At 69.5% G+C, this 22,195-nt stretch carries 19 protein-coding genes and 3 pseudogenes; 3 read left to right on the top strand and 19 right to left on the bottom strand.

Going from position 1 to position 22,195, the window contains the following annotated elements:
• Positions 1-133 precede the first annotated feature (133 nt).
• From AOK00_RS11030 to AOK00_RS10980, 12 genes and pseudogenes are all read right to left on the bottom strand, one after another.
• The gene (locus AOK00_RS11030) at positions 134-2,023 is read right to left on the bottom strand and encodes an SMI1/KNR4 family protein (protein WP_055600128.1); all 1,890 of its coding nucleotides are present in this window, start codon (positions 2,021-2,023) and stop codon (positions 134-136) included.
• Between the two features lie 212 nt (positions 2,024-2,235).
• Positions 2,236-2,577, bottom strand: a complete 342-nt coding sequence (locus AOK00_RS40170) for a hypothetical protein (protein WP_254047323.1) — start codon at positions 2,575-2,577, stop codon at positions 2,236-2,238.
• 141 nt (positions 2,578-2,718) lie between these two features.
• On the bottom strand, positions 2,719-3,414 hold the full coding sequence (locus tag AOK00_RS40165) for a M20 metallopeptidase family protein (protein ID WP_254047322.1): 696 nt from the start codon (positions 3,412-3,414) through the stop codon (positions 2,719-2,721).
• Positions 3,415-3,476: 62 nt separating this feature from the next.
• Positions 3,477-3,695 (bottom strand): hypothetical protein, encoded by a 219-nt coding sequence (locus AOK00_RS11015; protein ID WP_055600125.1) that lies wholly within the window; start codon positions 3,693-3,695, stop codon positions 3,477-3,479.
• A 926-nt stretch (positions 3,696-4,621) separates the two neighbouring features.
• A pseudogene (locus AOK00_RS36935) lies at positions 4,622-5,070 on the bottom strand (IS5 family transposase); the annotation flags it as partial.
• Positions 5,071-5,614: 544 nt separating this feature from the next.
• Entirely contained in the window at positions 5,615-5,944 is a 330-nt protein-coding gene (locus AOK00_RS11005; RefSeq protein ID WP_055600123.1) for a hypothetical protein, read from the bottom strand.
• On the bottom strand, positions 5,941-6,276 hold the full coding sequence (locus tag AOK00_RS11000) for a helix-turn-helix domain-containing protein (protein WP_055600122.1): 336 nt from the start codon (positions 6,274-6,276) through the stop codon (positions 5,941-5,943). The genes AOK00_RS11005 and AOK00_RS11000 overlap by 4 nt, the downstream gene beginning before the upstream one ends.
• Positions 6,270-6,797: a tyrosine-type recombinase/integrase gene (locus tag AOK00_RS41370; RefSeq protein ID WP_367870030.1), complete on the bottom strand. Its 528-nt coding sequence runs from the start codon at positions 6,795-6,797 to the stop codon at positions 6,270-6,272. Before AOK00_RS41370 ends, AOK00_RS11000 begins: the two co-directional genes overlap by 7 nt.
• A gap of 185 nt (positions 6,798-6,982) precedes the next feature.
• Positions 6,983-7,429: a hypothetical protein gene (locus AOK00_RS41365; protein WP_367870029.1), complete on the bottom strand. Its 447-nt coding sequence runs from the start codon at positions 7,427-7,429 to the stop codon at positions 6,983-6,985.
• A gap of 136 nt (positions 7,430-7,565) precedes the next feature.
• Positions 7,566-7,899, bottom strand: a pseudogene (locus tag AOK00_RS40160) (HNH endonuclease); the annotation flags it as partial.
• Positions 7,900-8,575: 676 nt separating this feature from the next.
• Positions 8,576-11,326 (bottom strand): hypothetical protein, encoded by a 2,751-nt coding sequence (locus AOK00_RS10985; RefSeq protein WP_055600120.1) that lies wholly within the window; start codon positions 11,324-11,326, stop codon positions 8,576-8,578.
• 794 nt (positions 11,327-12,120) lie between these two features.
• Positions 12,121-13,182, bottom strand: coding sequence for an Lrp/AsnC family transcriptional regulator (locus tag AOK00_RS10980; protein ID WP_055600119.1), 1,062 nt, complete (start codon positions 13,180-13,182; stop codon positions 12,121-12,123).
• 104 nt (positions 13,183-13,286) lie between these two features.
• On the opposite strand from AOK00_RS10980, the gene AOK00_RS10975 reads away from it, so the two are divergent.
• The 3 genes and pseudogenes from AOK00_RS10975 to AOK00_RS36925 form a co-directional block, all read left to right on the top strand.
• Positions 13,287-14,489 (top strand): M20 metallopeptidase family protein, encoded by a 1,203-nt coding sequence (locus AOK00_RS10975; protein WP_055600118.1) that lies wholly within the window; start codon positions 13,287-13,289, stop codon positions 14,487-14,489.
• Positions 14,486-15,964, top strand: a complete 1,479-nt coding sequence (locus tag AOK00_RS10970; protein WP_254047321.1) for an MFS transporter — start codon at positions 14,486-14,488, stop codon at positions 15,962-15,964. The genes AOK00_RS10975 and AOK00_RS10970 overlap by 4 nt, the downstream gene beginning before the upstream one ends.
• 363 nt (positions 15,965-16,327) lie before the next feature.
• Positions 16,328-17,074 (top strand): annotated as a pseudogene (locus AOK00_RS36925) (transposase family protein); the annotation flags it as partial.
• A gap of 722 nt (positions 17,075-17,796) precedes the next feature.
• Here the strand turns inward: AOK00_RS36925 and AOK00_RS10955 are convergent.
• The 7 genes from AOK00_RS10955 to AOK00_RS10925 all read right to left on the bottom strand — a co-directional run bounded on the left by AOK00_RS10955 (position 17,797) and on the right by AOK00_RS10925 (position 21,711).
• Positions 17,797-18,450 (bottom strand): hypothetical protein, encoded by a 654-nt coding sequence (locus AOK00_RS10955; RefSeq protein ID WP_055600115.1) that lies wholly within the window; start codon positions 18,448-18,450, stop codon positions 17,797-17,799.
• Positions 18,447-19,067: a hypothetical protein gene (locus AOK00_RS10950; protein WP_079041930.1), complete on the bottom strand. Its 621-nt coding sequence runs from the start codon at positions 19,065-19,067 to the stop codon at positions 18,447-18,449. Before AOK00_RS10950 ends, AOK00_RS10955 begins: the two co-directional genes overlap by 4 nt.
• An 81-nt stretch (positions 19,068-19,148) precedes the next feature.
• Complete coding sequence (locus tag AOK00_RS40150; RefSeq protein WP_254047320.1) at positions 19,149-19,550, bottom strand: hypothetical protein; 402 nt, start codon at positions 19,548-19,550, stop codon at positions 19,149-19,151.
• Between the two features lie 102 nt (positions 19,551-19,652).
• Positions 19,653-19,796, bottom strand: a complete 144-nt coding sequence (locus AOK00_RS10940; RefSeq protein ID WP_159041730.1) for a hypothetical protein — start codon at positions 19,794-19,796, stop codon at positions 19,653-19,655.
• Between the two features lie 71 nt (positions 19,797-19,867).
• Positions 19,868-20,299 (bottom strand): PASTA domain-containing protein, encoded by a 432-nt coding sequence (locus AOK00_RS10935; protein ID WP_055600112.1) that lies wholly within the window; start codon positions 20,297-20,299, stop codon positions 19,868-19,870.
• 229 nt (positions 20,300-20,528) lie between these two features.
• Positions 20,529-21,116: an SMI1/KNR4 family protein gene (locus AOK00_RS10930; RefSeq protein WP_055600111.1), complete on the bottom strand. Its 588-nt coding sequence runs from the start codon at positions 21,114-21,116 to the stop codon at positions 20,529-20,531.
• A 43-nt stretch (positions 21,117-21,159) separates the two neighbouring features.
• Entirely contained in the window at positions 21,160-21,711 is a 552-nt protein-coding gene (locus AOK00_RS10925) for a transposase (protein ID WP_254047319.1), read from the bottom strand.
• Positions 21,712-22,195: the final 484 nt, after the last annotated feature.

Raw genomic sequence — 22,195 nt, 5'->3', positions numbered from 1 at the left:
CGCGATCAGCAGGTCCCAGGCAGGAAGGAGGCCGGACTCGTGGGCGGCGAGCAGGCCGCCTTGCTTGTCCTCGCCGTCGGTGAGGGAGGCAGTTGAGACCGCGGTCGGTCGTTGCCAGCGGGCCCGCTGGCGGTCAGGACCGGTGCCGCGCGAAGCTGATGTAGGCGAAGCCCTCACCTGCGCGTGGCGCCCGGGTCCAGGACCGGGTGGTGAAGGTGTGGAGCCTGCCTTGGGTCAGCGCGAAGCGCGGGAGCGAGAGCCCCAGTTCGGTGTGCAGGGCCTCCAGCACCCGCCGTTCGTTGTCCCGCTCGGTGTCCTCCGGCCGGAACAGCCGTGCGGGGTCCAGGGTCTCGGGTATCGCGCCGGAGCGCTGGATCTCCGTGCCCCGCACGGTGAAGGCGTAGAGCTCCTGGCCGTGTTCGGCCACCGATACGTGGAAGGCCGACGGATCGTCCGGGGACGAGCGCCTCGGGTCGGACCACACCACCACCGCGCGGCCGGACGAGGAGGCGGCCGCGGCCGGGGACAGGAACAGGCCGTGCAGGTGGCGGTGGGAGGGCCCGTCGAAGGCGAAAGCCCACCCTTCGGTCGTGCGGCCGACGGCGACGACGGCCCGGTCCTCCCAGAGTTCCACGCCCTCCCGCTCGTGGGGCTGGGGCGCCCGCCGGAAAGACCTCGACAGATCAACGGGCGGGCTCAGTTCGGCGCCCTCCTCACCGATCAGGGCAGGCAGGCCGACGGGATCCGCCCCCTCGACCCAGACGCAGCGGTAGCCGTCGAGCGGCTGCCCGTACCTGAACGGCCCCGCCAGCCAGGTGAGGCCCGGCGGATCGAGATCGGGCACCGGCTCGGGAGCGGGGCCCGTCTCACCGGCCCGCGGTGTCGCGAGGATCTCCCGGCCGCGCTCCGGAGTGATCAGCGGCCCCAGGACCGGATCGGCGAGCAGGCCGAGCGGGACGACCATCAGCGGCCCCGGCGCCTCCCACAGCGGCAGCGCGTCCCGCAGCACGTGCCACGCGGCGTCGGTCGCGCCCCAGCGGGCCGCCTTCCGGGCCTCGGCGACGGCCCGCCCCCACGGACCGGGAGGCGCGTACTGGTGTGTGCCGTCCCGCACGGCGCCCAGCACGGCCTCGGCGATCTCCGGGGCGACCCCCCGGGCGACCATCATCCGCAGCCACTGCTCGTCCCCGCCCGACGACCCACGGCCGTTGGCCTGCTCCATGGCCTCCAGGGGCAGCATCTCCGGCTGGTACAGCGGGTCCGCCACCAGGTTGCCGTGGCCCTGGGAGCCGCTCGGAGCGAGCATCTGCCTGAGCTGGTTCAGCAGGACGGCGCTGCGCGGCCTCCCGAATGAGAACGCCTCCTGCAGCAGGGGCAAGGCCTCCTCGTACCGTCCACGCAGGGCCAGCAGATGAGCCTCGTCCACGTGGACGTCCTGGGCGAGCGTGGTCGCGTTCACGAAGCCGGGTTGCGCCACCCGGTCGGCGTGGAAGCCGCGGTACATGGCCTCCATGTATGCGCGGAACGAGGGGTAGCGGTCAAGCACTTCACCGCTCCAGCCCTTGTAGACGTAGAGTGCCCACTCGCCGTCCTCGTCGCTGTCGCCCGGGTCGAGAAGGGCGTGCGACATGTCGGAGTCCGTCTCGAGGCGCAGCGCCCGCTGCCACATGCCGGCCAGCAGCACGTCCTCCTCGCGGGGGTCGTCGCCCGGATCCGGCTCGTACAGCGCGGTCATGTCGTATGGATCCCCGAACCAGTCGATATCCGAGGCACCCCCGAGCCGGTAGATCCCGGCCGGCTGGTCGACGTGCCACCCGTCGCTCGCGGCCAGGAACCCCCGGTACGAGGGCGGCAGCCGCCGCCCCAGCCGCTCCTCGGCCACGGCGATCACCGCCTCGTCCGCCCCGGGCAGGCCCGGGCGGACAAGGATCTGCTCACCGACCTCGTCTGCGTCCGGGCGCGGAACCCACTCCTCCTGCCACCGTCCCAGGAACTCGTGCCAGTTGAACGATTCGCTACTCATAGCCGGATGGTGTCACCCGGCACTGACAAGGCGGCACCCTGTTCTCATCTACCGCGAGGGCGGGCCCCTCAGCAGGGCGACCCGCGTTTTTCGCAGGTGAGGTGACGTAATTACCGCGACAGGCCCAGGCCGGCTGCTGATTCTCGTTTCGCTGTACTGGGCACTCTCACGAGGGGTCCGTCGCCGCTCACCACGTGTCGAGGACATACCTATCAGGTCCGCATCCCTCCGGACACCAGAACGAGAAGACGCTCAGGCGCTGAAGTGAGAGTCGGCTGGTTGAGTTCGGCCAGCACCGCACCGGTCATGGCCGCGACGCCTTGGCTGAGGACCGCGGGGTCGGGGGTGAAGTGCGGGCTGTGGGCGCTGGGAACCTCTGCGAACTTCTCCAGCGGTGACGCGCCCGGAGCTGCGTCCCACACTGCGGCCGTGGTGGAGGGCAGGAACCAGTAGTGGTACAGGATTGACGTGCCGTCGGGGCAGAGGGCGAGTTCGGAGAAGTCCTCGCTGCCCATGGCTGGTCCGGGGCCGATGACATGCGTGGCGCCGAACATCTCGCGGTGGGTTTGCGCGATACGGCGGGCCGTTGCGGTGTCGTTGACCGTTGCGGGGTATGGACTTCACTCTGCGGATCTCGGGCTCGGTGGGGGCGCCCGCCGCCGCGCACTCGCCCGCCACGATGCGACGGATCGCCGTCACGATCCGGTCCCGGACCTCGCCCGTGGTGGAGCGCACGGACAGCCCGCTGTCGCGGGGATGACGTTGTTCGCAGTGCCGGCCTTGATCCGTCCCACGGTGACGACGGCGCTGCGGCGTGGGGCGATCTCGCGCGCGACGATCGACTGTAGTCGGCCGACCACGGCGGCGGCGATGACGATGGGGTCGATGGTGGTGTCGGGGCGTGACCCGGGGCCGCCGCGTCCGTGGATGACGATGTGGATGGATGTCGAGGCTGCCAGGACCGGTCCTTCGACATGGGCCACCAGCCCCACTGGTCCGGCGCTGACGTGCTGGGCGAGCAGTACGTCGGGGCGAGGGAACTGCTCCAGCAGTCCGTCGGCGCGCAACGCGAGGGCTCCCTCCCCGGTTTCCTCGGCCGGCTGGAGGACGAAGAGCACCGTCCCGCTCCAGTGACGGCGACCGCGGGCGAGGGCCTGGGCGGCGCCCACCAGCATCGCGGTGTGCGTGTCGTGGCCGCATGCGTGCATGACCCCGGCGACGCGTGAGGCATAGGCCAGTCCGGTTGTCTCCTGGACGGGCAGCGCGTCCATGTCCGCGCGGATCAGAACGGTCCTGCCGGGACCGTTCTGCAGTACCCCGACCACTCCGGTCCTGCCGACGTTCTCCGTCACCTCGATTCCGGCGGCATCAGCGTGACGGTCAACGCCCATCGCTAGCACCACACCCGACGGGGCCCTCGGACACACCTGCCCCGGGGCCCGGGCATCTCCACCTACAGCCCGAACTCGATCTGCTCAATGTCACTCAGCTCGACCAGGAGGCCGTGCGCACAGCGCCCGCCGTCGCGGAAGTGCACCTCACCGAGAGCGTCGGCGGTGGCCTGCTGGAGCTGGCGGCCGGTGGCCCCCTGCTCCTGGGCGTCGAGGCGACGGGCCGCGTGCTCGGGCGGGAGAGCAAAGGCGGTGGCACATGCCGGCGTCGACGGTGGCACTTGGCTCCAACCCCTGCGGACAGCTGCTGCCAGGCCCTCTTGGGCACCTACCTGGCCAGCGTGTCCGCGCGAACTTCCCGGTGCCTATCGTGACTCCGTGCAAGCAGGCCACCGCTAGGGCGTAGCCGGTGCGGCGATGGCTGGCCGTTGCCCGGGAAGATCACCGCCTTGCCCGGATGGAGTCGCCTCATTTCACGATCACCACGGAGGTCCGACGCCTGCTGGCGCTGTGGGGCGGAAACGCCTCTGGAGTCCACGCCGAGCTGATGCGGCGGGCGGCCGACGATCCGGCGCTCCCCCGGTGCCGTCGCTCTCCACGTTGCACCGGGCGATCCGCCGGGACCTGACCCGCGGGGAAGCGACCTGGCCTCACGAGCAGGGATTTGGCCGACCGGATCAGCCGCCGCGACGCGCTGTACGGCAACCTGAGCAACGATCCCCACCCTGAAAAGACCGAGGAAAGGACCGGGAGAGGCCGAGAGGCGCGGAGATCACCGAACAGACGGCTCGGCAGGATGCGAATCGTGTCGAGGCACGGCCGTAGCGCATCTACACAGCCGCGATGACCGCGACCCAGGGGGCCGAAGCGAGACTCGCCAATGCCGGGCCCGCCTCGTAACGCGCGATGACTCAAACGCCGCCAACACCCCACACTCCCGCGCTCTTCACATTCGCCATGCTCACGCACTCCAGCCCACTCGAGAACCATCAAAGAACACCACAGACACACTCCAACACCGGAGGCCGGGGCCCTGACAGCTAACGCCCCGTGGAACTCCATCCACTCCCCATCAGCGGTGGAAGCAGCCCGGCCATTCCCCACAGGGCCCCGGTCACAGATCCGACAGGCTCGCCAACAAGGCGCTGGGGGCAAGCGGCCTGGCACGGCCCCCGCCTGAGTCGGGCGCTAGGGGGTGTCTCGGCGATCATGTGTCGAGCCGGATGAGGGTGCTGGCGAGGGTAATGGCGGCGAGGTAGCGGTCGGGGCGTTTGTCGTGCGGGTGGCGATGCCGCGCCATTGCTTGAGGCGGTGGAAGCAGCGCTCGACGACGTTGCGGCGCCGGTAAACAGTCTTGTCGAACCCGCAGGGCCGTTCACGACGCCGCTTCCGGCCGGCGAGTTGGTCGACGCGTTCGGGGATCGTCATCTTGATCCCGCGCCGGCGGAGGTAGGCCCGGAAGGTACGGGACGAGTAGCCCTTGTCCGCGACCACGTGGTCGGGCCGGGTCCGGGGTCGTCCGGAGCCCGGACCCGGGACACGGATCTTGCTGATGACGGCCTCGGCCTGGGTGCAGTCGTTGCGGTTGCCCGCGGTGATGAGGAAGGCCAGGGAGCGGCCTCGGCCGTCGCAGGCGAGGTGGATTTTGCTGGTCAGGTGTGGCGTTACGGTGCGGGGATGTCTGGCGTGGGACAGAAGGGCCGTCTCCGCGCGGGGGTCGCTCTGTTCTCCAAGAGCGACCAGCACCTCGGTGAGGACGGCGACGTCCGTCTCCGCGGCCGCCCAGTCGGTGAACAGGTCGAGAGCGGGACCAGCGAACGCGTCCTCATCGCTGTCGTCGAACAGATGAATAAGGCCTGCGCAGGGCCCGCAGACCCGGTGCCGGTCGACGCGGCCGATCAGTACCCGGGTCCGCTTGCAGACCGGGCAGGGCGGTCCGGTAGCAGGGGAGGCAGACCGGGCCGAGGGGCCATCGTGCGGTCGCGGGTGCGGTGGTGTGGCAGAGCGCGCATGCGATCACCGGCCGGGGGCGGCAGTTCGAGCAGGGGTCCAGTTCGGCCGGTTTGCCACAGGCCGAGCAGGTGCGGGTCGCCGCGGCCTGTCTGCGGCGGCAGGCCGCGCAGGTGTTCCGGCTCGGTCGTGGTCCGATGGTTCCGCAGACTGTGCAGGCGCCGATGTTGCCGCGGCTGGCGAGGATCCCTTAGCAGCCGAGACAGACCCGGCCGCCCGGGACGGCCCGGCGTAGCGGCCGGACGCGTCCGCAGCGCAGGCAGGCCGGGGCCCGCACTCCGGTGACCCCGTGGTTGGCCAGGGTGGTGATGAGGGCCTGGACGGACCGGGGTGCGGCGGATGCGCCGCTGACCAGGGCGTCGGGGTAGGCGGTGAGGTGGGCCCGGATGCGGCCGCGGGCGGCCGGGGTCAGGTCGGCGACGATCCGGGCCGCGTCCGGATCGGCAAGGTCGGGGAGGGATGCGGTCATCAGGCGGGCGAGTTCCCGCCAGGTGTCCGGGGCGGAGCCGGGGGCGGTCATCGGTCCCCGGGTCGGGTCAGGCGTACGCGGCGTGCCGGCGGGGCCTTCGCGGCGGTGGTGGTCTCGCCGGTCGCGGTCGGCTTGGCGACCTGGACGTGGGTCTCGGTGACGGTGATCAGGTCTGCCGGGGTGACGTGCAGGATCGAGCAGAGTGCGGCCAGCACGTCCATCGACAGCCTCTGCGGTACCTGGGCGACGAGGCGGTAGACCTGCTCGCGGGAGAGATGGACCCCGTGCTCGGCCAGGGCCGGGATCAGATCGGTGGTCTGGAACATGTCCCGCTCGGCCATCAGCCGGCGCAGGTTCCACACGATCCCCATACGCTTCACCACGACAGCGCCACCTCCTTCTTCGTGCCGGGCTCCAGCCGTCGCCGCAGTGCGCTCTCGATCAGCCGGTTGCGGTACTCATCAGACACCCACGTGTACAAGGCCGTCGTCGAGCCGTAGGCGTGTCCGACCTGCTGCTGCACGAACCGCTCCGGATACCCGAACTCGACGAGGTGCGTGATGTAGGTGTGCCGCAGGCAGTGCAGGTCCAGCTCACCCGGCAGCCCGGCGCGCTCGCGCACCGTGGCGAACTCCTCGTCCAGGCGCCGGACCCCGATCCGGCCGCACCGCTCCGTCACCCACAACGCCGGATGACGCCCAGGAGAGAAGCCGGGCCTCACCTCGGCCACCCACTCCTCGATGAGGCGGACGATCCACTCGGCCTCCGGGACCCTCAGCACCGTCCGCCGTTTCGGTGGGCTCCCCCACGACGCCTTCCCGAACCGCACCTCCACCGCACCCACCCGCCCGTACTGCGGCGCCCGCGGATTCCGCCGCAGGTCGGCCAGATCCAGCATCGCCATCTCTCGGCGCCGCGTCCCGGGCGTAGACCTGCTTGAGAAGGATCGCGTCCCGCCACGCCGCGAGCACCCCCTTGCGCTGCTTCCGGCGGGTCTCCTCGACCCGATCGTCTGCGGCATCGAAGAACGTCTGGAGCTCGTCGAACGTCAGCGCCGGCCGCCCGGGCCGGCCCTCGTACTCGACGACGTTAGCTGCGGTGTTCCAGTCGTGACACACCTGAACCGGGAACCGGCCGAACTCCTCCGAGCAGGCCGCAGCCCAGCCGTACCGCGCGTCGGTGATGAACGCACAGAACATCTCCAAGTCGCCCTGCTGCCCCCGAACCGTGGGCCACACCAGCTCGCCACGCGAGAGCCGGGCGGAGAAGTACGCCTCGACGTCCTCGGGGGGTCCAGTCCCACGGGTAGGTGCCGGTGAACTCGGCGAACCGCCGCACCAGACTGAGCCGGTCGGTGATCGTCTTCTTCGTCAGCAGCCGGCTGCGCTGCTGCTGTTCCCACCCGGTCAGCATCGCGGTGAACATCACTGCCTCCGGATCCAGCGCGGCCACATTCGCCGCCCGCACGAGCCGGATCGCCCCCGGCAAACTCGCCCCGCTCAACGCCACCTCCGAGGGTTGCATCAGATGCAACATCGTGGCGTTGACTGCCCCGCCGCAGGTCAGAACTCACCCACCGTCACCTCGACGAGCGACAACCCCCTCCCCCACCTGCCCCAAGCCGTCAGCACGCGGGAGCAGAGTGATGCATCGCGCCCAACTCCGCCTACTTGGAGTCCCACGCCTCGGCAAGCGGGACCATGTGGTCGATGTCGAGCTTCCCCGGGTCGGGTGACCTCCGCCGCGTCGTAGTAGCTGATCCAGCGGCCGCCGGAGAGCTTGCAGCCCGCCTCGACCGCCTCGGCCAGCCGGACCTCGGCGCGGGTGTTACAGCCGTCGGCGGGGTCGAGTCCCTAGTTCCAGTGCCTGAAGGAGTCACGGGTGTAGCCGGTGCGGGACTCGTCCGCGACCGGGAGGAGTTCGGCGGCATCAGCGAGCGGCAGGACCGCCGCGGCCGCCGGCGCAGCCTGAGCGGCCGCGGCCGGAGCGGCGACAGTGAGGAGAGCGAGGGGAGCGCGGCACTGCGGCGCGCAAAGTTCATGATCACGATCGCAGAGCCTGCCCGACCGGGAGCCTGCGGCGTACGGAAACGCACCGAATAGGTCCGTCATCTGGGTGGCGGGTTCACCGCCGAAACCACGACGCCAGGCTGCATAGCCTGGGGGCCGTAGGGTCTCGCTGCCTGTGGCGCAGGTCGTGCACGCTGACCAGCAGTTCTTCTGCTGTCCCAGCTCGATGGCACAGCTGGTCGGTCTCACGACCGTGGCACTTCCTCACGGTCCTGGCTGAACTGTGGCTGCCGTTCGACAGGCCGCACCATGTGCTCGCTCTCCCAGCGGGCCCTCCGTATGCGCTGGCGGCCATGAGCGGGGCGGCGCCGGCCGCGGGGGCTGCGCCAGAAACAGAGGGCGCTGAGCAGATGGGCCCGGCTTCTCGCGCAGACGTTCCCTTCGCTGACGACGTCCGGCGCCTTCACCCTCACAGCCCGCGGGAACGCTCCAGCCCGCGAGCGCGGTGCTCCTTACAGCACGGCCCGTGGGCTGGGGAGGAAGGGCTCGGGTCAGCCGGCCAGGATTGCCGGAGCCCCGGGGGGCCGCCGATTACGGCCAGGCTTGCGCAGTACGAGGGAAGCGCGTGGGACACGTCACGCCATTTCAGCCAGGGCTTGCCCGCAGCGCCGGGCTAGTTGATGATGCCTTCCTGTAGGGTGCCACCCGCGTAGGAGTTGCCGTCGTCCTTTGCTTTCACGAGGATGTAGCGGAGCTTGCCGTGGTCCAGCGCCTCCTCCAGGTCGTGCGCCAGCTCGCCGTCCCGCGGGGTCTTCGGCGCACGCTCCTTCATCGCCTCGATGATCGTCTCCACGTACTCCCTGGTCATCTGCTGGACCATCTTGTTCTTGTGTCGGCCCTTCCCCTGACGCCAGCCGAGGGCGCTCGATGGCGCCTTGGCCTCGACGATGAGCAGCGTGCCGTCCTTGAGCCGGTACAGCTGGTCGAACCTATCGGCACCATTGGGGGTTTTGGGCAGGGTGATCCACTGGGCTCCCGGGAATTGGTCCGGAATGACGTGGTAGCGTGCCGCGCTCTCGCCGAGCCGCTCGGGTATGGAGCTGTTGTTGGGCGTGACGCCTAGTTCCTTCCGGTAGTGCTGCAATGCCTTGTCGCGTGTCCGCCCATTGGCCACGCTCTGGGTCTTCTGGAACTTCCGCTCCGCGTTGGTGAGATCCACCGACGTCTTGCGATGGTCTGCGATCTTGTTGAGCAGGCTGCTCCGTTTTCTGTCACCGACCGAGACCGGGCCGACGAACTTCGCGGGGGACAGCTTCGCGCCGGGGGCCGAGGGCAGCTTGTCTTTGGAGATCCAGTGGTTCTCGTTGTCCTTGGCGAGTTTCGGCAGCGCGATGCCGTTCTCCGTGGTGGTCTCGCTCCTTCGGCGGCCGTCGCTGATGTAGTTGGCGGAGTACCAGACCGGGTCGTTGTTGGCCTTCCAGACCATCTCGTCCTGGATGTAATTGTGGTGGTCGACGGAACTGCTCAGTAGCTCGTTGCAGCTGAACACGCTGTTCGTACGCTGCGGGGTGCCGTCCGGGCCGGGCGGATAGGTGGTGAACACGGCCGTGTCGAAGGCGGGCCCGCCCGCGCCGTTGCAGTACTTCCCGAGCTTGAGCTTCTTGAACTCCTTCGCCAGTGCCTGCCGGTCACTTCCGGCCAGGACGGTGGAGGCGTTCGGGTCGATGTCGATCCAGGCGACCTTGTCGAAGCCGGGCGGGACCACCCCGGTACCGGAGAGTTCGTTGATCGCCGCCGCGAAGTCGTTCACGACCGCGTCCGTGCCGCCGGACACGGCCTTGCGCTGGATGGTCTGTTTGCCAGTCAGGTTCTGGAGGTCCGCCTTGTACCCGTCCGTGGAACCCTCGGGTTTGTAGGTGTTACCCCACACGACCTTGTTCCCCGCCCGCGCCAGATCGCTCGCATACTGCAGCGTCCGCCGGTCGGAGACGGAGAGCTGGGCTGTCTTGGCTGTCAGTTCGGCAATGCCGCTCTCGCCGGAAACGGTCAGGTTGTCGGTGTTCACGGCTAGGTCGTAGAACGGCTCGAACGCTCCCTGCTGCTTCAGATTGGCCACTGTCCTGCCGACATTGCTGAGCCGGCTCTTGCGGACCTCGGGGCTGGTCCGCGGGCCGATGTCGGGCGTCATGGCGTCGAGGAGCTGCAGGACGGGCTTACCCTTGCTGTCGTTGGCCCGCTGGTCGCCCAGTGGCTCATTGAGCTGGAAGCCGCGGCCCATCAGCCGTTTGACGAGCGCCAGGTCGTCGCCCATGACGCTCGCTTCGTAGAAGACCGCGGACCAGCTCACCCGGATCGTCTGGCCAGGCGGTGCCACGTTCCTCGCCGCCGTCGTCAGCGTGCGGCTTCCGCCGGGCGGCACGGAAACAGGACTGTTCAGGGGCGTCTGTCCGGCTACGGTCACTATCACCGTGCCGCTGGCCGGAGCGGTGCCCTGGTTGGTCACGTTCACGGTGGCCGGGCAGCTCGGGGTGCTGCAGAACGATGTCGAGAGCTGTACGGCCACATCCGCCTGGGCCGCCACACGTTGGCTCAGCGGTTCGGCCTGCTCGTGAGAGGCGCCGACCCGGCGTACGTTCTCCGTTGTGCTCTGGACCTGGGCCCTGTCGGGCTCGCTGACCGCGGACGACAGGGCCGGGGCGGGCGCGGGATCACCCACCGCCGCCGGCACCTGACCTGCGGACTGCACATGGCCCGCGGACCGTGCGGCACCGTCCTGCGGGCCGGAGCGGAAGACGGCCGTGCGCGCATCCGAGGCGTCCGGCGCAGGTTCGGGTGTGGCGGCTCCTTGAGATCCGGCAGAACTTGGCAGGCCGACCGAGAGCGGCTGGTACGGAGGGGACGCACTCACCACGATGCGCAGGGTGCCGTCGGTCAGTACCTTCGCCGGACGGCCGTTCACCGACGTGGCCCCGCTCTGGCGCCACGTGGACGGCCGCCCGGACGGACCGTCGGTGTCCTTACCCGAGAGGGCATCGGCGAGCGCCGTCGGAGTCATCCGGGACAGCTCGGCCAGGCCGATCACCCCCTGCGGCGGGTCGGCCACCCAGGTGTTGGCCAGCGCTTCGGCGCTGCCCGGCTCGTGCTCGAACCACCATTGGCTGTTGCCGCGCAGAAGGGTTCGCTTGGGGCTCACAGCGAGCTCCGCGTATGCCCCAGAGTCACGGCTCAGGGTTCCGTACGTAGTGCCGTCGCGAGCGACCGTCAGACGGAAGCCGATGATCGCGCCGTTGCCGTTCACCGTGGTCCCCGCATAGGTGACCCCGCGCCAGGCCCGCAGGCTCTTCGTTGCCGCCGAGGCCAGCTGCGGGGGCGTCTTCTCGCGTGGCCAGAGCACAAAGGTCATCAGACCGGCGGCAAGCACCATGACCAGCGCCAGGATTCCCCAACGCCAATACCAGCAACTGGACTTAATCAACCGGACAAGCGCTCCAGCCGTCCGGGACGCCCGACTGCCCGCTAGCGGCGGCGAGAGGTGCGGCGCCTGCGGGGGAAGTGGTGGGAACGAAGGGTACGGGGGAATCGGTCGTTGCGGAGGTGGCTGCTCGGACGGTACTGATAATCTGTCCCGTGCGTCCACATTTGCCCCCTGTTTCCGGGGCCGGGCGACCCCACCGGGTCGTGGCGTGATGGCCCCGATTCCCCATTCCTGATTTCCAGCCCAATCCCCCTGCCAAACAAGCTTGTTCGCGCCACGTGGCAGGTTCCCGTCGCTCCCTGAACCCCACGGTCGCTGATTACCTCACGGTCTCGGTCGGGTGTCACCCAACCCTGCAGCAGTCCCATATGTGGTCCGGGAATGCGATTGCCGCTGAGCATATGGCGCGGCTATTGAGAACCCACATCCGAGACGGCCACTGCAGTTCGTGTCCTTTGACAACGAAGTTAGTCCGAAGTCGCTGACCTGCGCGGACCAACTTCGCTGTCGACGCAGTCGCGTGACGCTGCTTTCGGGCCGGACCCTGTGGCCTGCGGCGACTTGACGTGGCCTGCGGGGTGACGCCGACAGATCGGCCGGGTGGCAACGGTGGCGAGCCAGTCGTCGACGTCGCGGGTGTACTCCACGGCAGGGCGGGCGCGTCTGTGGCCGATGGGCCACCGGGTGGCCATCGCCACCCGAGCCATGCGCTCCGCGGCCGCGGCCTTTTGTCAGGCAGGGCCTTAGGGCCGGGTGCTCGGTCCCGCCGTGCGGACGTCCAGGGGAACGCCGCCGATGCGGTAGCCCTGTTCGTCGAGGAGATGGCCGCTGAGCTTCAGCGGCCACAGCGCCACGGCCCGGTCGGTGATCTCCAGGCCGGGAACGCGCTGGGCGAGTCGTACCTCGAAGCGCTGCACGTCGGTGAGGGACTTCACCCAGGCGATGATGAGGACGTTGTTCCGGCCGGTGACGCCGGCGCACAGGCGTACCTCCCGGGCGCCGGTGACTCCGCGCGAGACGCGTTCCAGCTCCCCCGCGGCTGCCCGCCCCCATTGGATCACCGTGACCGGCCACTCCGACAGGGGGCGTGCGACCTCGCAGCGGGTCTGGAGCATGCCGGCGGCGAAGAGCCGGCCGAGCCGTCGGCGGACCGTGTCCGGGCTCGCCCCGCAGGCGTCGGCGAGTGCGCGGTAGGTGGCGCGGCCGTTCATGGAAAGGGCGGCGATGAGGGCGTGGTCCAGGTCGGTGAGCGGGAAGACGGGTGCCTCGGTGCGGGCGGTGTCGGTGTCGGTGAGGCGGGCGATCTGGGTGCGGTCGAGGGCGCGCAGCCGCCAGCGGCTGCCCTCTGTGTAGACGGTGCTCGCGAGGTGGGTGCGGCTGGCGACGACGCCCGGCATCGCGCCGATGCCGCGGGTCATCCAGTGGGTGAGTGCCGCGAGGTCCGGGGCCATCACGGTGAGCAGGAGGTCGCGGTCTCCGCTGACGTGTTCGACGGCAGTGACGTGGGGCAGCTGGGCGAGGGCCTGGGCCACGGTCAGCAGGCTGCCGCCGGCGCAGTCCACCTCGACGAAGGCGAGCAGTCCTTGTCCCGCCGAGGCGAGGGCGGGCGAGGGGGAGCAGCTGATCCAGGCGGCGCCGGCTTCGGTGAGCCGGTGCCAGCGGCGGGCCACGGTTACGGCGTCGAGGCTGAGTGCTGCGCCGATCTCGTTCCATCCGGCCCGGGGGGCGATCTGCAGTGCGTGCACCAGGGCCTGGTCGACGTCGTCGAGGGCCCTTACCTGACCATGCCCAGAATCCTGCGTCATGCGATGCCCCTTGCGTGTTTCCTGCGATTCAGAGCCGACGGGATGGTGAGTACTTCAGTCTTGCCCCATCGAAAGCCGGAACCGTACCAGGAGGTTGACGCAGCATGTCCGTACTGGAACGCGCCAGGGAACTCCAGCCCGATCTCGTGCGGCTGCGCCGCTTGCTCCACCGCGAACCGGAGCTGGGTCTGCGGCTGCCGCGTACGCAGGAGAAGGTCCTTGCCGCGCTCGACGGTCTCCCCCTCGACATCACGCTCGGCCGGGAGCTGACCTCCATCACGGCCGTGCTGCGGGGTGGCCGTCCCGGCGGGGCGGTCCTGCTGCGGGGCGACATGGACGCACTGCCGGTGGACGAACTCACCAGGGTGGAGTACGCCTCCGAGGTGCCGGGCCGGATGCACGGCTGCGGACACGATCTGCACACCGCCGGACTCGTCGGCGCGGCGACGCTGCTCGCGGACCGCAGGGAGAGCCTCCAGGGCGACGTGGTGTTCATGTTCCAGCCGGGCGAGGAGGGACACAACGGCGCGGGCGCGATGATCGACGAGGGTGTCCTGGACGCGGCCGGCAAGCCCCTCGACGCGGCCTTCGCGCTCCATGTGTCGGCCAACCGCCTGCCGGGCGGCTGGGTCGCGTCCCGGCCCGGCACCGTCATGACGGCATCCGACGTCCTGCGGGTGACGGTGCGGGGCGAGGGTGGGCACGGTTCGGCTCCGCACCACGCCAAGGACCCGGTGCCCGCGGTCTGCGAGATGGTGACCGCGCTGCAGAACTGGGTGACGCGCACTTTCGACATCTTCGACCCGGTGGTGGTGACCGTCGGACGGTTGCACGCCGGTACGCAGCACAACGTCATCCCGGACACGGCCGAGTTCGAGGCGACCGTACGCAGCTACTCGGAAGCCAACCATGAGCGGCTGGCCAAGGGGCTGCCCCGTCTGGTGCGCGGGATCGCGGCCGCGCACGGCCTGGAGGCGGAGGTGGAGTACGAGATGCTCTACCCGGTCACGGTCAACGAGCCGGCCGCGACGGAGTTCGCCCTGGAGACGGCGCGCGACCTGTTCGGCCCGGGCGAGGTGTGGCACGCCCCCCAGCCCGCGAGCGGTTCCGAGGACTTCTCCCTGGTGCTGAACAAGGTGCCCGGCGCGATGCTGCTGGTCGGCGCGGCGCCCGAGGGCGTGGACGTGGTGAAGGCGCCGCAGAACCACTCCCCGCGGGCCATGTTCGACGACCAGGTGCTCCACCGCCAGGCGGCGCTGCTCGCCGAGCTTGCGGAGCGGCGGCTCGCCACCGGGGCGTCCGCATGAGAGCGCCGAGCGGGACGGAGGGCATGGCGGCGCCCCGGGTCACGGCCGTCGTGGGTCTGCTGGTCGTCTTCGAGCTGGTCAGTGGCTTCCTCCAGGGGTCGGGCCCGGCGCTGGTGCCCGCCGTGCAGGACTGGCAGTCCATCAGCGCGTCGGAGGCGCAGTGGTACATGGCGGTCCAGTTCCTGGCCGCCGCGGTGGGGGTGCCGGTGCTGGGGCGGCTCGGTGATCTGTACGGGCACCGTCGACTGGTCCGGATCGCGCTGGTCTGTGTCGCGGCGGGCACCGTCCTGGTGGCCCTCGCACCGAATCTGACGGTGCTGCTGGTGGGCCGTGCCCTCATGGGTCCGCTGGCGGCGCTGCTGCCGCTGGAGATCGGTCTCGTACGGGACCGGCTCGACCTCGAGGGCGCGAGGCGGGCCGTAGGGCTCCTCGTCGGGGCGCTCACCTTCGGCTCGCTCCTCGGCCATGGCCTGGCGGGCCCCTTGCTCGAACTCACCGGTGGCGTCCAGGCGACGCTAGGCGTCCTCGCCGCGATCGCCTGCGCCTGTGTGGCCCTGTCGTACTGCGCGATCCCCGAGTCCCGGACGCGCGCGCCCGGCCGGATGGACTGGACGGGGGCACTGCTGCTCGGCCTGGCGCTGCTGCTGTTCCTCGGCACGACGGCGCGCGGCGCGACCTGGGGCTGGACCTCTCCGCTCACCCTGGGCGGCCTCGTGCTCTCCCTGACCCTGCTCGCCTGGTGGGTCCGGCTCGAACGGGACCGGACGCACGCCCTGGTCGACGTCCGGGCGGTGGCCCACCCCCGGTCCGCGCCGTACTACGTCTCCGGTTTCGTCTTCGGCGCCGTGATGCTGGGCGGGCAGGCAGTCGGCATCTCGTACATCGCCGCGTCGACGGACGACGAGGGATACGGGTTCGGGCTCACGACCTGGGAGATCAGCGCGTGGGGCGCGGTGCCCCACGTCCTGGCCTTCGCCGGGGCGAGCCTCGTGGCCCGAGTGGCGGCCCGCACCGGCTACCGTCGCGTCCTGCTGCTCGCCTTCGCGTTGATGGCCGCCGGCAACGTGGGGCTGATCGCCGGCCACACCACACTGCCGCTGTTCGCCCTGGCATCCGCAGTTTCCGGCTTCGGCATGGGCCTGGCCATGGGCGGTCTGCCCACCCTGATCGCGGAACGCAGCACCCCGGACCGCACGGCGAGCGCGACCGCCGTCTACAACAACCTCAAGACCCTGGGCGGCAGCCTCGCGGGCGCGGGCTCGGCCGTCGTCCTCGGCACCCTGGTCGTCAGGGACACGGACGTCCCAGCGCTCTCCGCCTATCTGACGATCTGGGGACTGGGCGCGCTGCTGTGCGTGGGCGCGCTCATACTCCAAACCCTGACCAACCGTGAGACGGATGACTCGGGTGCGGCAAAGAACCGCCGCTCAGATACTCGAACGCACAGCGACGCGGGCACGTCAGCCGGAGCGTAGCGGGCGATACCGGAGATCCATCCCGGCATCCGGAGGAACAACTGCCGGGTCAACAGCAGCGGCGGGCCCGACGACCACTGCGGGCAGAGCGAGGCCCACCTCACCTCGCCGCGGATGCGCCGACCTCAGCAAGTCGACGGCACGGTTGTTCATGGCAGGCCCTCGCCGACGGTGCCGTCTCGGAGATAAAGGCTGACTGCCACCGCGGGGCCGACCAAGGGAATGGTCCCGCTGAACGCGATCCAGGCGGTCAGTGAGAACTTTCCAACCTGGTTTCTTTGATGGCAAGTTGGGCTGACAGCGCAGTGGAGCCCCTGGTAGATGGGTTTCTAACCAAGAGAACCGTCTCCACCAGAGGCTTTCATGCTTGCCTACCCGTCAGGGATCGACGTGTCCAGTTCCGCTCTGCGCTTCCTGACCGCCCGCCTGCGTGCCCATCGCCGCCAGCGTGGCACCTGCTGGCGGCGGCTGACCACCGGCCGTCAGGCCCTGTTGGCCTTGGCTCACCTGCGGTGCGAACACGCCTATGCCCAGCTTGCGGCCGGCTTCAGCGTCGGCACCACCACCGCCTACCGGTACATCGCCGAGGCCGTCGAGATCCTGGCCGCACTCGCCCCGGACATGGCAAGTGCGGTCAAGGCCGCATCCCGCAAGGCGTTCGTGATCCTGGACGGGACGCTGCTGGCGATCGACCGGACCGCCGACCGCCCGTTCAACTCCGGGAAGCACAAGAAGCACGGCATGAACGTGCAGGTAATCTCCGACCCGTTCGGCCGCCTGCTGTGGGCCTCGCCCGCCCTGCCCGGCGCCGTCCACGACATCAAGGCGGCCCGCAGCCACGGCATCACCGATGCCCTTACCGACGTGGGCCTGGCCTGCTGGGCCGACAAGGGCCACCAGGGCGCCGGCGGCACCGTCCGGGTGCCCTTCCTCGGCCGGTGGGAGCGACTGTCCGCAGGACAGCAAGCCGTCAACATCGCCCACGCGCGCATCCGGGCCCTGGCCGAGCAGGCCATGGCCACCCTGAAGACCTGGCGCCTGCTACGCAAACTCCGCTGCAGCACCAATCGCATCACCAGGCTCGTCCAGGCCATCCTCACCCTGCACCTGAACTGCACAAACCGAGGTAGGCCGTCGTCCTGCACCACGCCTCGCCCTGAGGCTAGAAAGGACTCCATGAGTTTCGACATCTTCGTATGCCGGTTCGAGAACGGTGAGCCGACGCCGTTGGACATGAGTGCTGCGCACGAGGTCCTCGCCCCCCTATGCGGTGGCACGGGACCCCCGAACGAACTTCCTGCAGGTGCGTACGGCGGAGAGGGAGGAGGCTGGTGTGTTCTTCTCCAGTCCGGACAACATCACCTTCAACCGCTTCGGAGGCGGCGGAATCATGGACCTCCTGGCCGTCCTGCTGCGCCGACTGGATGCCGTGCTCGTCGTCCCGGGCGGACCAACCATGATTCAGCGGGACGAGGACCGTGACCTTCTGCCTGCCGCCCTCAGGAACGAGTGGCCCGTCGTCGTGGCCTGCACCGGCGCGGAGATCGATCGGGCGATCCGGGCTTCCTGAACGAACGGGCAGGGCCCATCCCTGGTGCGGGCCACCGGGAACGGCCTCGCTAAGCCCTCTCTCGTCCTTCACCACGCCTCGACCTGAGGTTGGAAAAGGCTCCCTGAGTGCTTCCACAGCGACCTCCCAGCAGCGTCCGCGATATCTCTTCACTACGAGGAGCGCCGGGCAACGATCACCTGCGCGGCGGGCAACGATCTGAAGAGCGCGCGCCACCCAGCTGATCGTCCACACCCAAGCCCCCCATGCCGCATCCAACCGGCTAGCCCGCAGGCCAATGTGGGTTCGGCATGCCGTCATCGCTCATGTGCGCCCGCTGCCAGATCCCTTTCCAGTTGAACGGCGTCTCCGGGACGAACCGGGGCCGCTGCCCGCACGGACATGGCGCCAGCACCCAGGCGCACCCACGGCACAGCTCCACCCAGCCGTGCCCGGTCGAGTTCGACACCAGCGGTCTCTCGTCCCCGCAGGCGGGGCAGCCGGGGAGGTCGGCGCCGTCCAGAATCGCATTCTGTCGCCGGACGTACTCAGGCAGCCGCAGCGACGGATGGCGCAACGGGTCTTCGTACCAGGCGCGGTTCGGGCCCTCCCACCAGCTCCGCAGCCACCACGGTCGCGGATTCTGTACAGGGCGCCGCCCCGCCCGCTTCTCCGCCCGGCGTTGCGCGGCGTACTCCTTCGCTCGCGCGAGCCACAGCACCCGCGCCTCATGCAGTTCCTCCACCGCCCGCACCAGCGCGTCCGGGTCCGCCTCCAGCCGCCGGGGGATCGCGGCGCTGAGCGTGAGGTGGTGGTACGTCGCCCGGAAGCCGTACGGAGCAAAGAGGGTGATGCAGGTCCGCAGCGCGCTGTGCCGGCGACGGAGGGAGAGACGGGCGTCGTGCACGTGCGCTCGGTGGGTCAGGAAGCTGGTCATTGTGTGGGCGCCAGGTCCAGTGCCCGTGCCAGGGCGGCAGTGATGGCGGCGGCGTCTGCTGGCAGGTGTTGTTCAGCCCAGATTCCGGCAAGACCGAGGAAGTCCTGCAAATCCTGCTGGGCGCCCGCGACAAGCCTGCGGGCCTGGTCCACCGACAGCTCGATCACCGGGCTGCCGTCCGACCCGTAAGCGTCGAACGTCAGCCGGACAATGTCGCCAACGCGTTCGGCCACCGACGACGGATCGTGGCCGAAGTAGGAGCAGCCGGTGCCGTCGAGCACCTCCAGCCAGTCCCGCCAGGTCTCCAGGCCGTTGCAGCAGCCCGGCTCGACGAAGACGGTGCCGGTGGCATTCTCGGTCACCCGGAACCCTCCGGCGGCGAACAGATCAGGCATGGTGAGCAGCCCGTGCAGGAATGTGCCGAGCGGGTCGGTCGGGCGCGGCCCGTGCTCCTCCTCCGGCTCGAAGTCGTTGCAGTCGGCGATCTGCATAACCGCCGTGCCGACCTCCGCCGGAGTGAGCTCCCCGTTCAGCACGAGGTAGCCATATGACTCGTGCTCGCCAACCGGCCAGAGCGCGAAGTCGTCAGCGGCGGAGATCTCCAGAACGGGCTGCATCACAATCACATGGGGATGATGCCGGACCCACTGCTACCCCGCCACGGGCTTTCAGCTGGCATCGGGCTCGGAGCGGGCCCGCTACCTGGGCAGTTTCGCGGTGCGCCCCGGGCAGGCGGCGCCGACATGGCACATGGCGGTCTGCGCGGTGATCCCGAAAAACCGCATCTGCTTGAGGGGATCACCGGTGGCAAACGCCTCGTTGAGCATGCGGTCCTGCCGCAGGCCGACGAGTGTGACGTTCTTGGGGAGGGTTCTGCGAAGCAATGTTCTGCTGACCACCGGATGATCTGGGTCGAGGGCTGTCCTCAGGCTGACGAGAAGGTAGGGATTCGCCGATGCCGGCCAGCGGTGGTGGCGATAGGCGAGCCACTCACTGGCGAGTCGGTGGGTAAATTCCTCCAGGTAGAGGGTGTGCCGCAGCAAGCCGCGGCGGACTTCGAGAGTGCCGCGAGCAAGGTTGAGGTCGTTCGTCGGAATCATGCGAAGCTCTTCACCAGGCAGCGCGTGAATGGCCACCAAGGCGATGACCAGGCGGCTGAGCGGAGACGGGAGACAGAGCCGGCACACGCTCGGCCCGACCTTTTACAGGTAGGGCGGCCAGTTCAGGCGCCGGGCGAACTCCTCGACCAGCACCCTCAGGTCGGGGTGCCGGGCGGCGACCGCTTCGAGCGACGCCCCAGAGGCCAGGTCGGTCTCGACCGGGTCCGTGAAGGGAAGGGCGGACATCAGGTACTCCTTGCGGCGGGTCAAGGGGGCGGGGCCGCCGCTGACGGGCACGACGGCCCCCGACTGTCACGTCAGCAGGACTCGTCGAGCTTGACCGAATAGATCGCGACACGCAGGGTGTCCTTCGCGCCCGGCTGCGGGTCCTGGCTGCACACCTTCCAGTTGGAGTTGTTCAGGATCATGCGGCCCTCCGGGCTGGCGTCCTCCTCGTTCACCATGAACCCCTTGCTGCGCAGCAGGCTCTGCGCCTCGGCGTGGTTCATGCCGACGACGTCGGGGACCTCGGCCGTCTCGGCGGCCGGGGCCTCCTCGGTCGCACCCTCGGTCGGCTCCGTGGTCTCCGGGGCCGGGGTGGGCTCGGTGGTCGGCGCGGCGGTCGTCGGCTGCGTGGTGGCCGACTGTGCCGGCGCCGAGTCAGACGACTCGGGGCTGCAGGCGGCGAGCGCGACGGCGGCGAGCACGGCCGTGGCGGCAGCCACGAGGGCGCGGCGGGTCACCTTCATGCGGGTATCTCCTTGGCGGGTTTTCTACTGCTGCGCACCGCAGTCGGTGCGCATGGCGCCTGCCCCCGGTGTGATCCCGTGGCCTCAACATCAGGCAGGGACAGGCTGGCTTCGTTCACGTGCAGAGCTGCGTTTGGTCAGTGTTTTGGGCAGCACTTGGCGATCTTGAGCGGTGCTGATGCTCACGAGAAATGGTTCTGGCTCACTTTCCGTGGAGCGATTACGGAGATTAGATCTTCGGAGCCAGGCGATGGCGGTTTGGATGAGCGCGAAGCCTTGGCGAAGTGAGTTCCAGGGCGCGGTTGTCGCGTCCGGCGCTCATGTGGTTGAGCCAGCGTTCGTACCAGTCGAGGAAGTCGGTGGCTGAGGAGACGTTAGGGCCCCAGTACCCGTCGCTGTTACCGATGAGGACGCGGCCAGTGAGGGGCCCGGTCACCGCGATGAGGCACACGTCGGTGCAGCCCATCTCGATGATGTGGAGGAAGAGGTCGCGTCCGTGGGCCCTGGGGTCTCTGCCGTCGAAGCCGCGGGGTGCCCCTGGTTCTCCGCGCGGATTCATGCCCCGCAGGGAACATCGCTCCAGCGGCACGAGGCCATAGAACGGCGCCGCGCCTGAGCCGCCGATGTGCGTCAGGAACTGCCGATAGGCGTCGGGCAGGACGATGTAGTGCTCGGCCTCGAAGGCAGCGACGCGTGCTTCCGCCAGCTTCGGACCGAGGCGGAACTTGTGTTGCTCTTCTCCGAAGGAGTGACTGCGCAGGGGTTGGAAAGGGATCGCGGCCAGCTTGCGACGCAGGCGGGGTATGCGGGGATCCATCGTGCTCTTCTCTGGTTCCCCGTCACCCTACGGGTGGCTGTGGTCAGCTGGCCAGAAGAACCCTCTTCTTCAGGAGAGCGAAGCCGGTCCGACCGAACATCTGGCGTTTGAGCATCTTGATCCGGTTGACGTGCCCCTCGACCACGCCGGAGTTCCAGGGCAGGGTGAGCCCGGCGATGACGGCATTGCGGTCACGTTCGATGCCCGCGGCAAGAGTGTGGAGGCTGGGGAGGCGGGTCTCGAGGCGCCGGAGGATCCAGCCGGCGACGACGCGGGGTGATGGTGGCCGAGCTGTGATCGGGTTGGGAGAGATCCGCTTCTTACGGAAGTAGGCGCGAACGCGCTGGTAGCTGCCCTGATAGCCAAGTGGCGCGATCTCTTCCCATACTGCCCAAGCGTTGGTGCAGCCCTGATTCCGGCGGTCATCCAGGTAGGGCTTGAACGCGTCCAGCTTGGATGGCCGGCCCTGCCACTGCCCGCGAAAGAGGTCCTCCGGGGTGGCTGCGTCGGCGAAGAGTTTGACGGTGCGCGAGGTCATGCGGAGTTGGCGGCCGATTGCCCTCCGGCTGAGTCCGCCCGCCAGCAGTTCGTGCATGGTCGCGTGGTTGGCCCGGGTCCGGTCGGCGAAACGGTGTCCCCGTGGCAGCCGCCGACCGTGCCGCCGGGCGACACCTGGTCTGCACGCTGCCGCTGGTCAACGGCGCGGCGCGCAGCGAGCGGTACCTCCTGCCGGAAGGCACCTACCAGCTCGTCTGGACGGTCCCATCCGGCCCCAAGAACAGAAGCTTCGAAATCGACTGTGACGGCCGTGCCGCGGGCCAGGGCCCGAACCCGTCCGGCCAGCCCGAGCAGCAGGCCTGCCGCGGAGATCAACGCCGGATCGGGCTACCAGCAGCCCTCCGGCGCCGTCCCCGCGGGCGGCGGCGGTGTCCCGGACCTTGAGACGCTCAGCGCCGAGGAGGAGTCGAACTTCGGGTCGAGTGCCGCGCTGACCGCCGGTGCGCTGGGCATCGCAGTGGTCGTGGTCCGCCGGTCCGCCGTGCGTCGTGCCCTCGGCAAGGCCAAGCAAGCACCGCCGA

Source organism: Streptomyces aureus, from assembly GCF_001418135.1.
In the GTDB taxonomy this organism is placed as follows: Bacteria; Actinomycetota; Actinomycetes; order Streptomycetales; family Streptomycetaceae; genus Streptomyces; species Streptomyces aureus_A.
This window is presented reverse-complemented; position numbering and strand designations above follow the sequence as displayed.

Bases quoted from the DNA above. Each gene is read 5' to 3' on its own strand.
- AOK00_RS11030 (WP_055600128.1), bottom strand. From the start codon at position 2,023: ATGAGTAGCGAATCGTTCAACTGGCACGAGTTCCTGGGACGGTGGCAG.
- AOK00_RS40170 (WP_254047323.1), bottom strand. From the start codon at position 2,577: ATGTTCGGCGCCACGCATGTCATCGGCCCCGGACCAGCCATGGGCAGC.
- AOK00_RS40165 (WP_254047322.1), bottom strand. From the start codon at position 3,414: ATGGGCGTTGACCGTCACGCTGATGCCGCCGGAATCGAGGTGACGGAG.
- AOK00_RS11005 (WP_055600123.1), bottom strand. From the start codon at position 5,944: ATGACCGCCCCCGGCTCCGCCCCGGACACCTGGCGGGAACTCGCCCGC.
- AOK00_RS41370 (WP_367870030.1), bottom strand. From the start codon at position 6,797: ATGGCGATGCTGGATCTGGCCGACCTGCGGCGGAATCCGCGGGCGCCG.
- AOK00_RS41365 (WP_367870029.1), bottom strand. From the start codon at position 7,429: ATGTTGCATCTGATGCAACCCTCGGAGGTGGCGTTGAGCGGGGCGAGT.
- AOK00_RS10985 (WP_055600120.1), bottom strand. From the start codon at position 11,326: ATGGTGCTTGCCGCCGGTCTGATGACCTTTGTGCTCTGGCCACGCGAG.
- AOK00_RS10980 (WP_055600119.1), bottom strand. From the start codon at position 13,182: ATGACGCAGGATTCTGGGCATGGTCAGGTAAGGGCCCTCGACGACGTC.
- AOK00_RS10975 (WP_055600118.1), top strand. From the start codon at position 13,287: ATGTCCGTACTGGAACGCGCCAGGGAACTCCAGCCCGATCTCGTGCGG.
- AOK00_RS10970 (WP_254047321.1), top strand. From the start codon at position 14,486: ATGAGAGCGCCGAGCGGGACGGAGGGCATGGCGGCGCCCCGGGTCACG.
- AOK00_RS10955 (WP_055600115.1), bottom strand. From the start codon at position 18,450: ATGACCAGCTTCCTGACCCACCGAGCGCACGTGCACGACGCCCGTCTC.
- AOK00_RS10950 (WP_079041930.1), bottom strand. From the start codon at position 19,067: ATGCAGCCCGTTCTGGAGATCTCCGCCGCTGACGACTTCGCGCTCTGG.
- AOK00_RS40150 (WP_254047320.1), bottom strand. From the start codon at position 19,550: ATGATTCCGACGAACGACCTCAACCTTGCTCGCGGCACTCTCGAAGTC.
- AOK00_RS10940 (WP_159041730.1), bottom strand. From the start codon at position 19,796: ATGTCCGCCCTTCCCTTCACGGACCCGGTCGAGACCGACCTGGCCTCT.
- AOK00_RS10935 (WP_055600112.1), bottom strand. From the start codon at position 20,299: ATGAAGGTGACCCGCCGCGCCCTCGTGGCTGCCGCCACGGCCGTGCTC.
- AOK00_RS10930 (WP_055600111.1), bottom strand. From the start codon at position 21,116: ATGGATCCCCGCATACCCCGCCTGCGTCGCAAGCTGGCCGCGATCCCT.
- AOK00_RS10925 (WP_254047319.1), bottom strand. From the start codon at position 21,711: ATGCACGAACTGCTGGCGGGCGGACTCAGCCGGAGGGCAATCGGCCGC.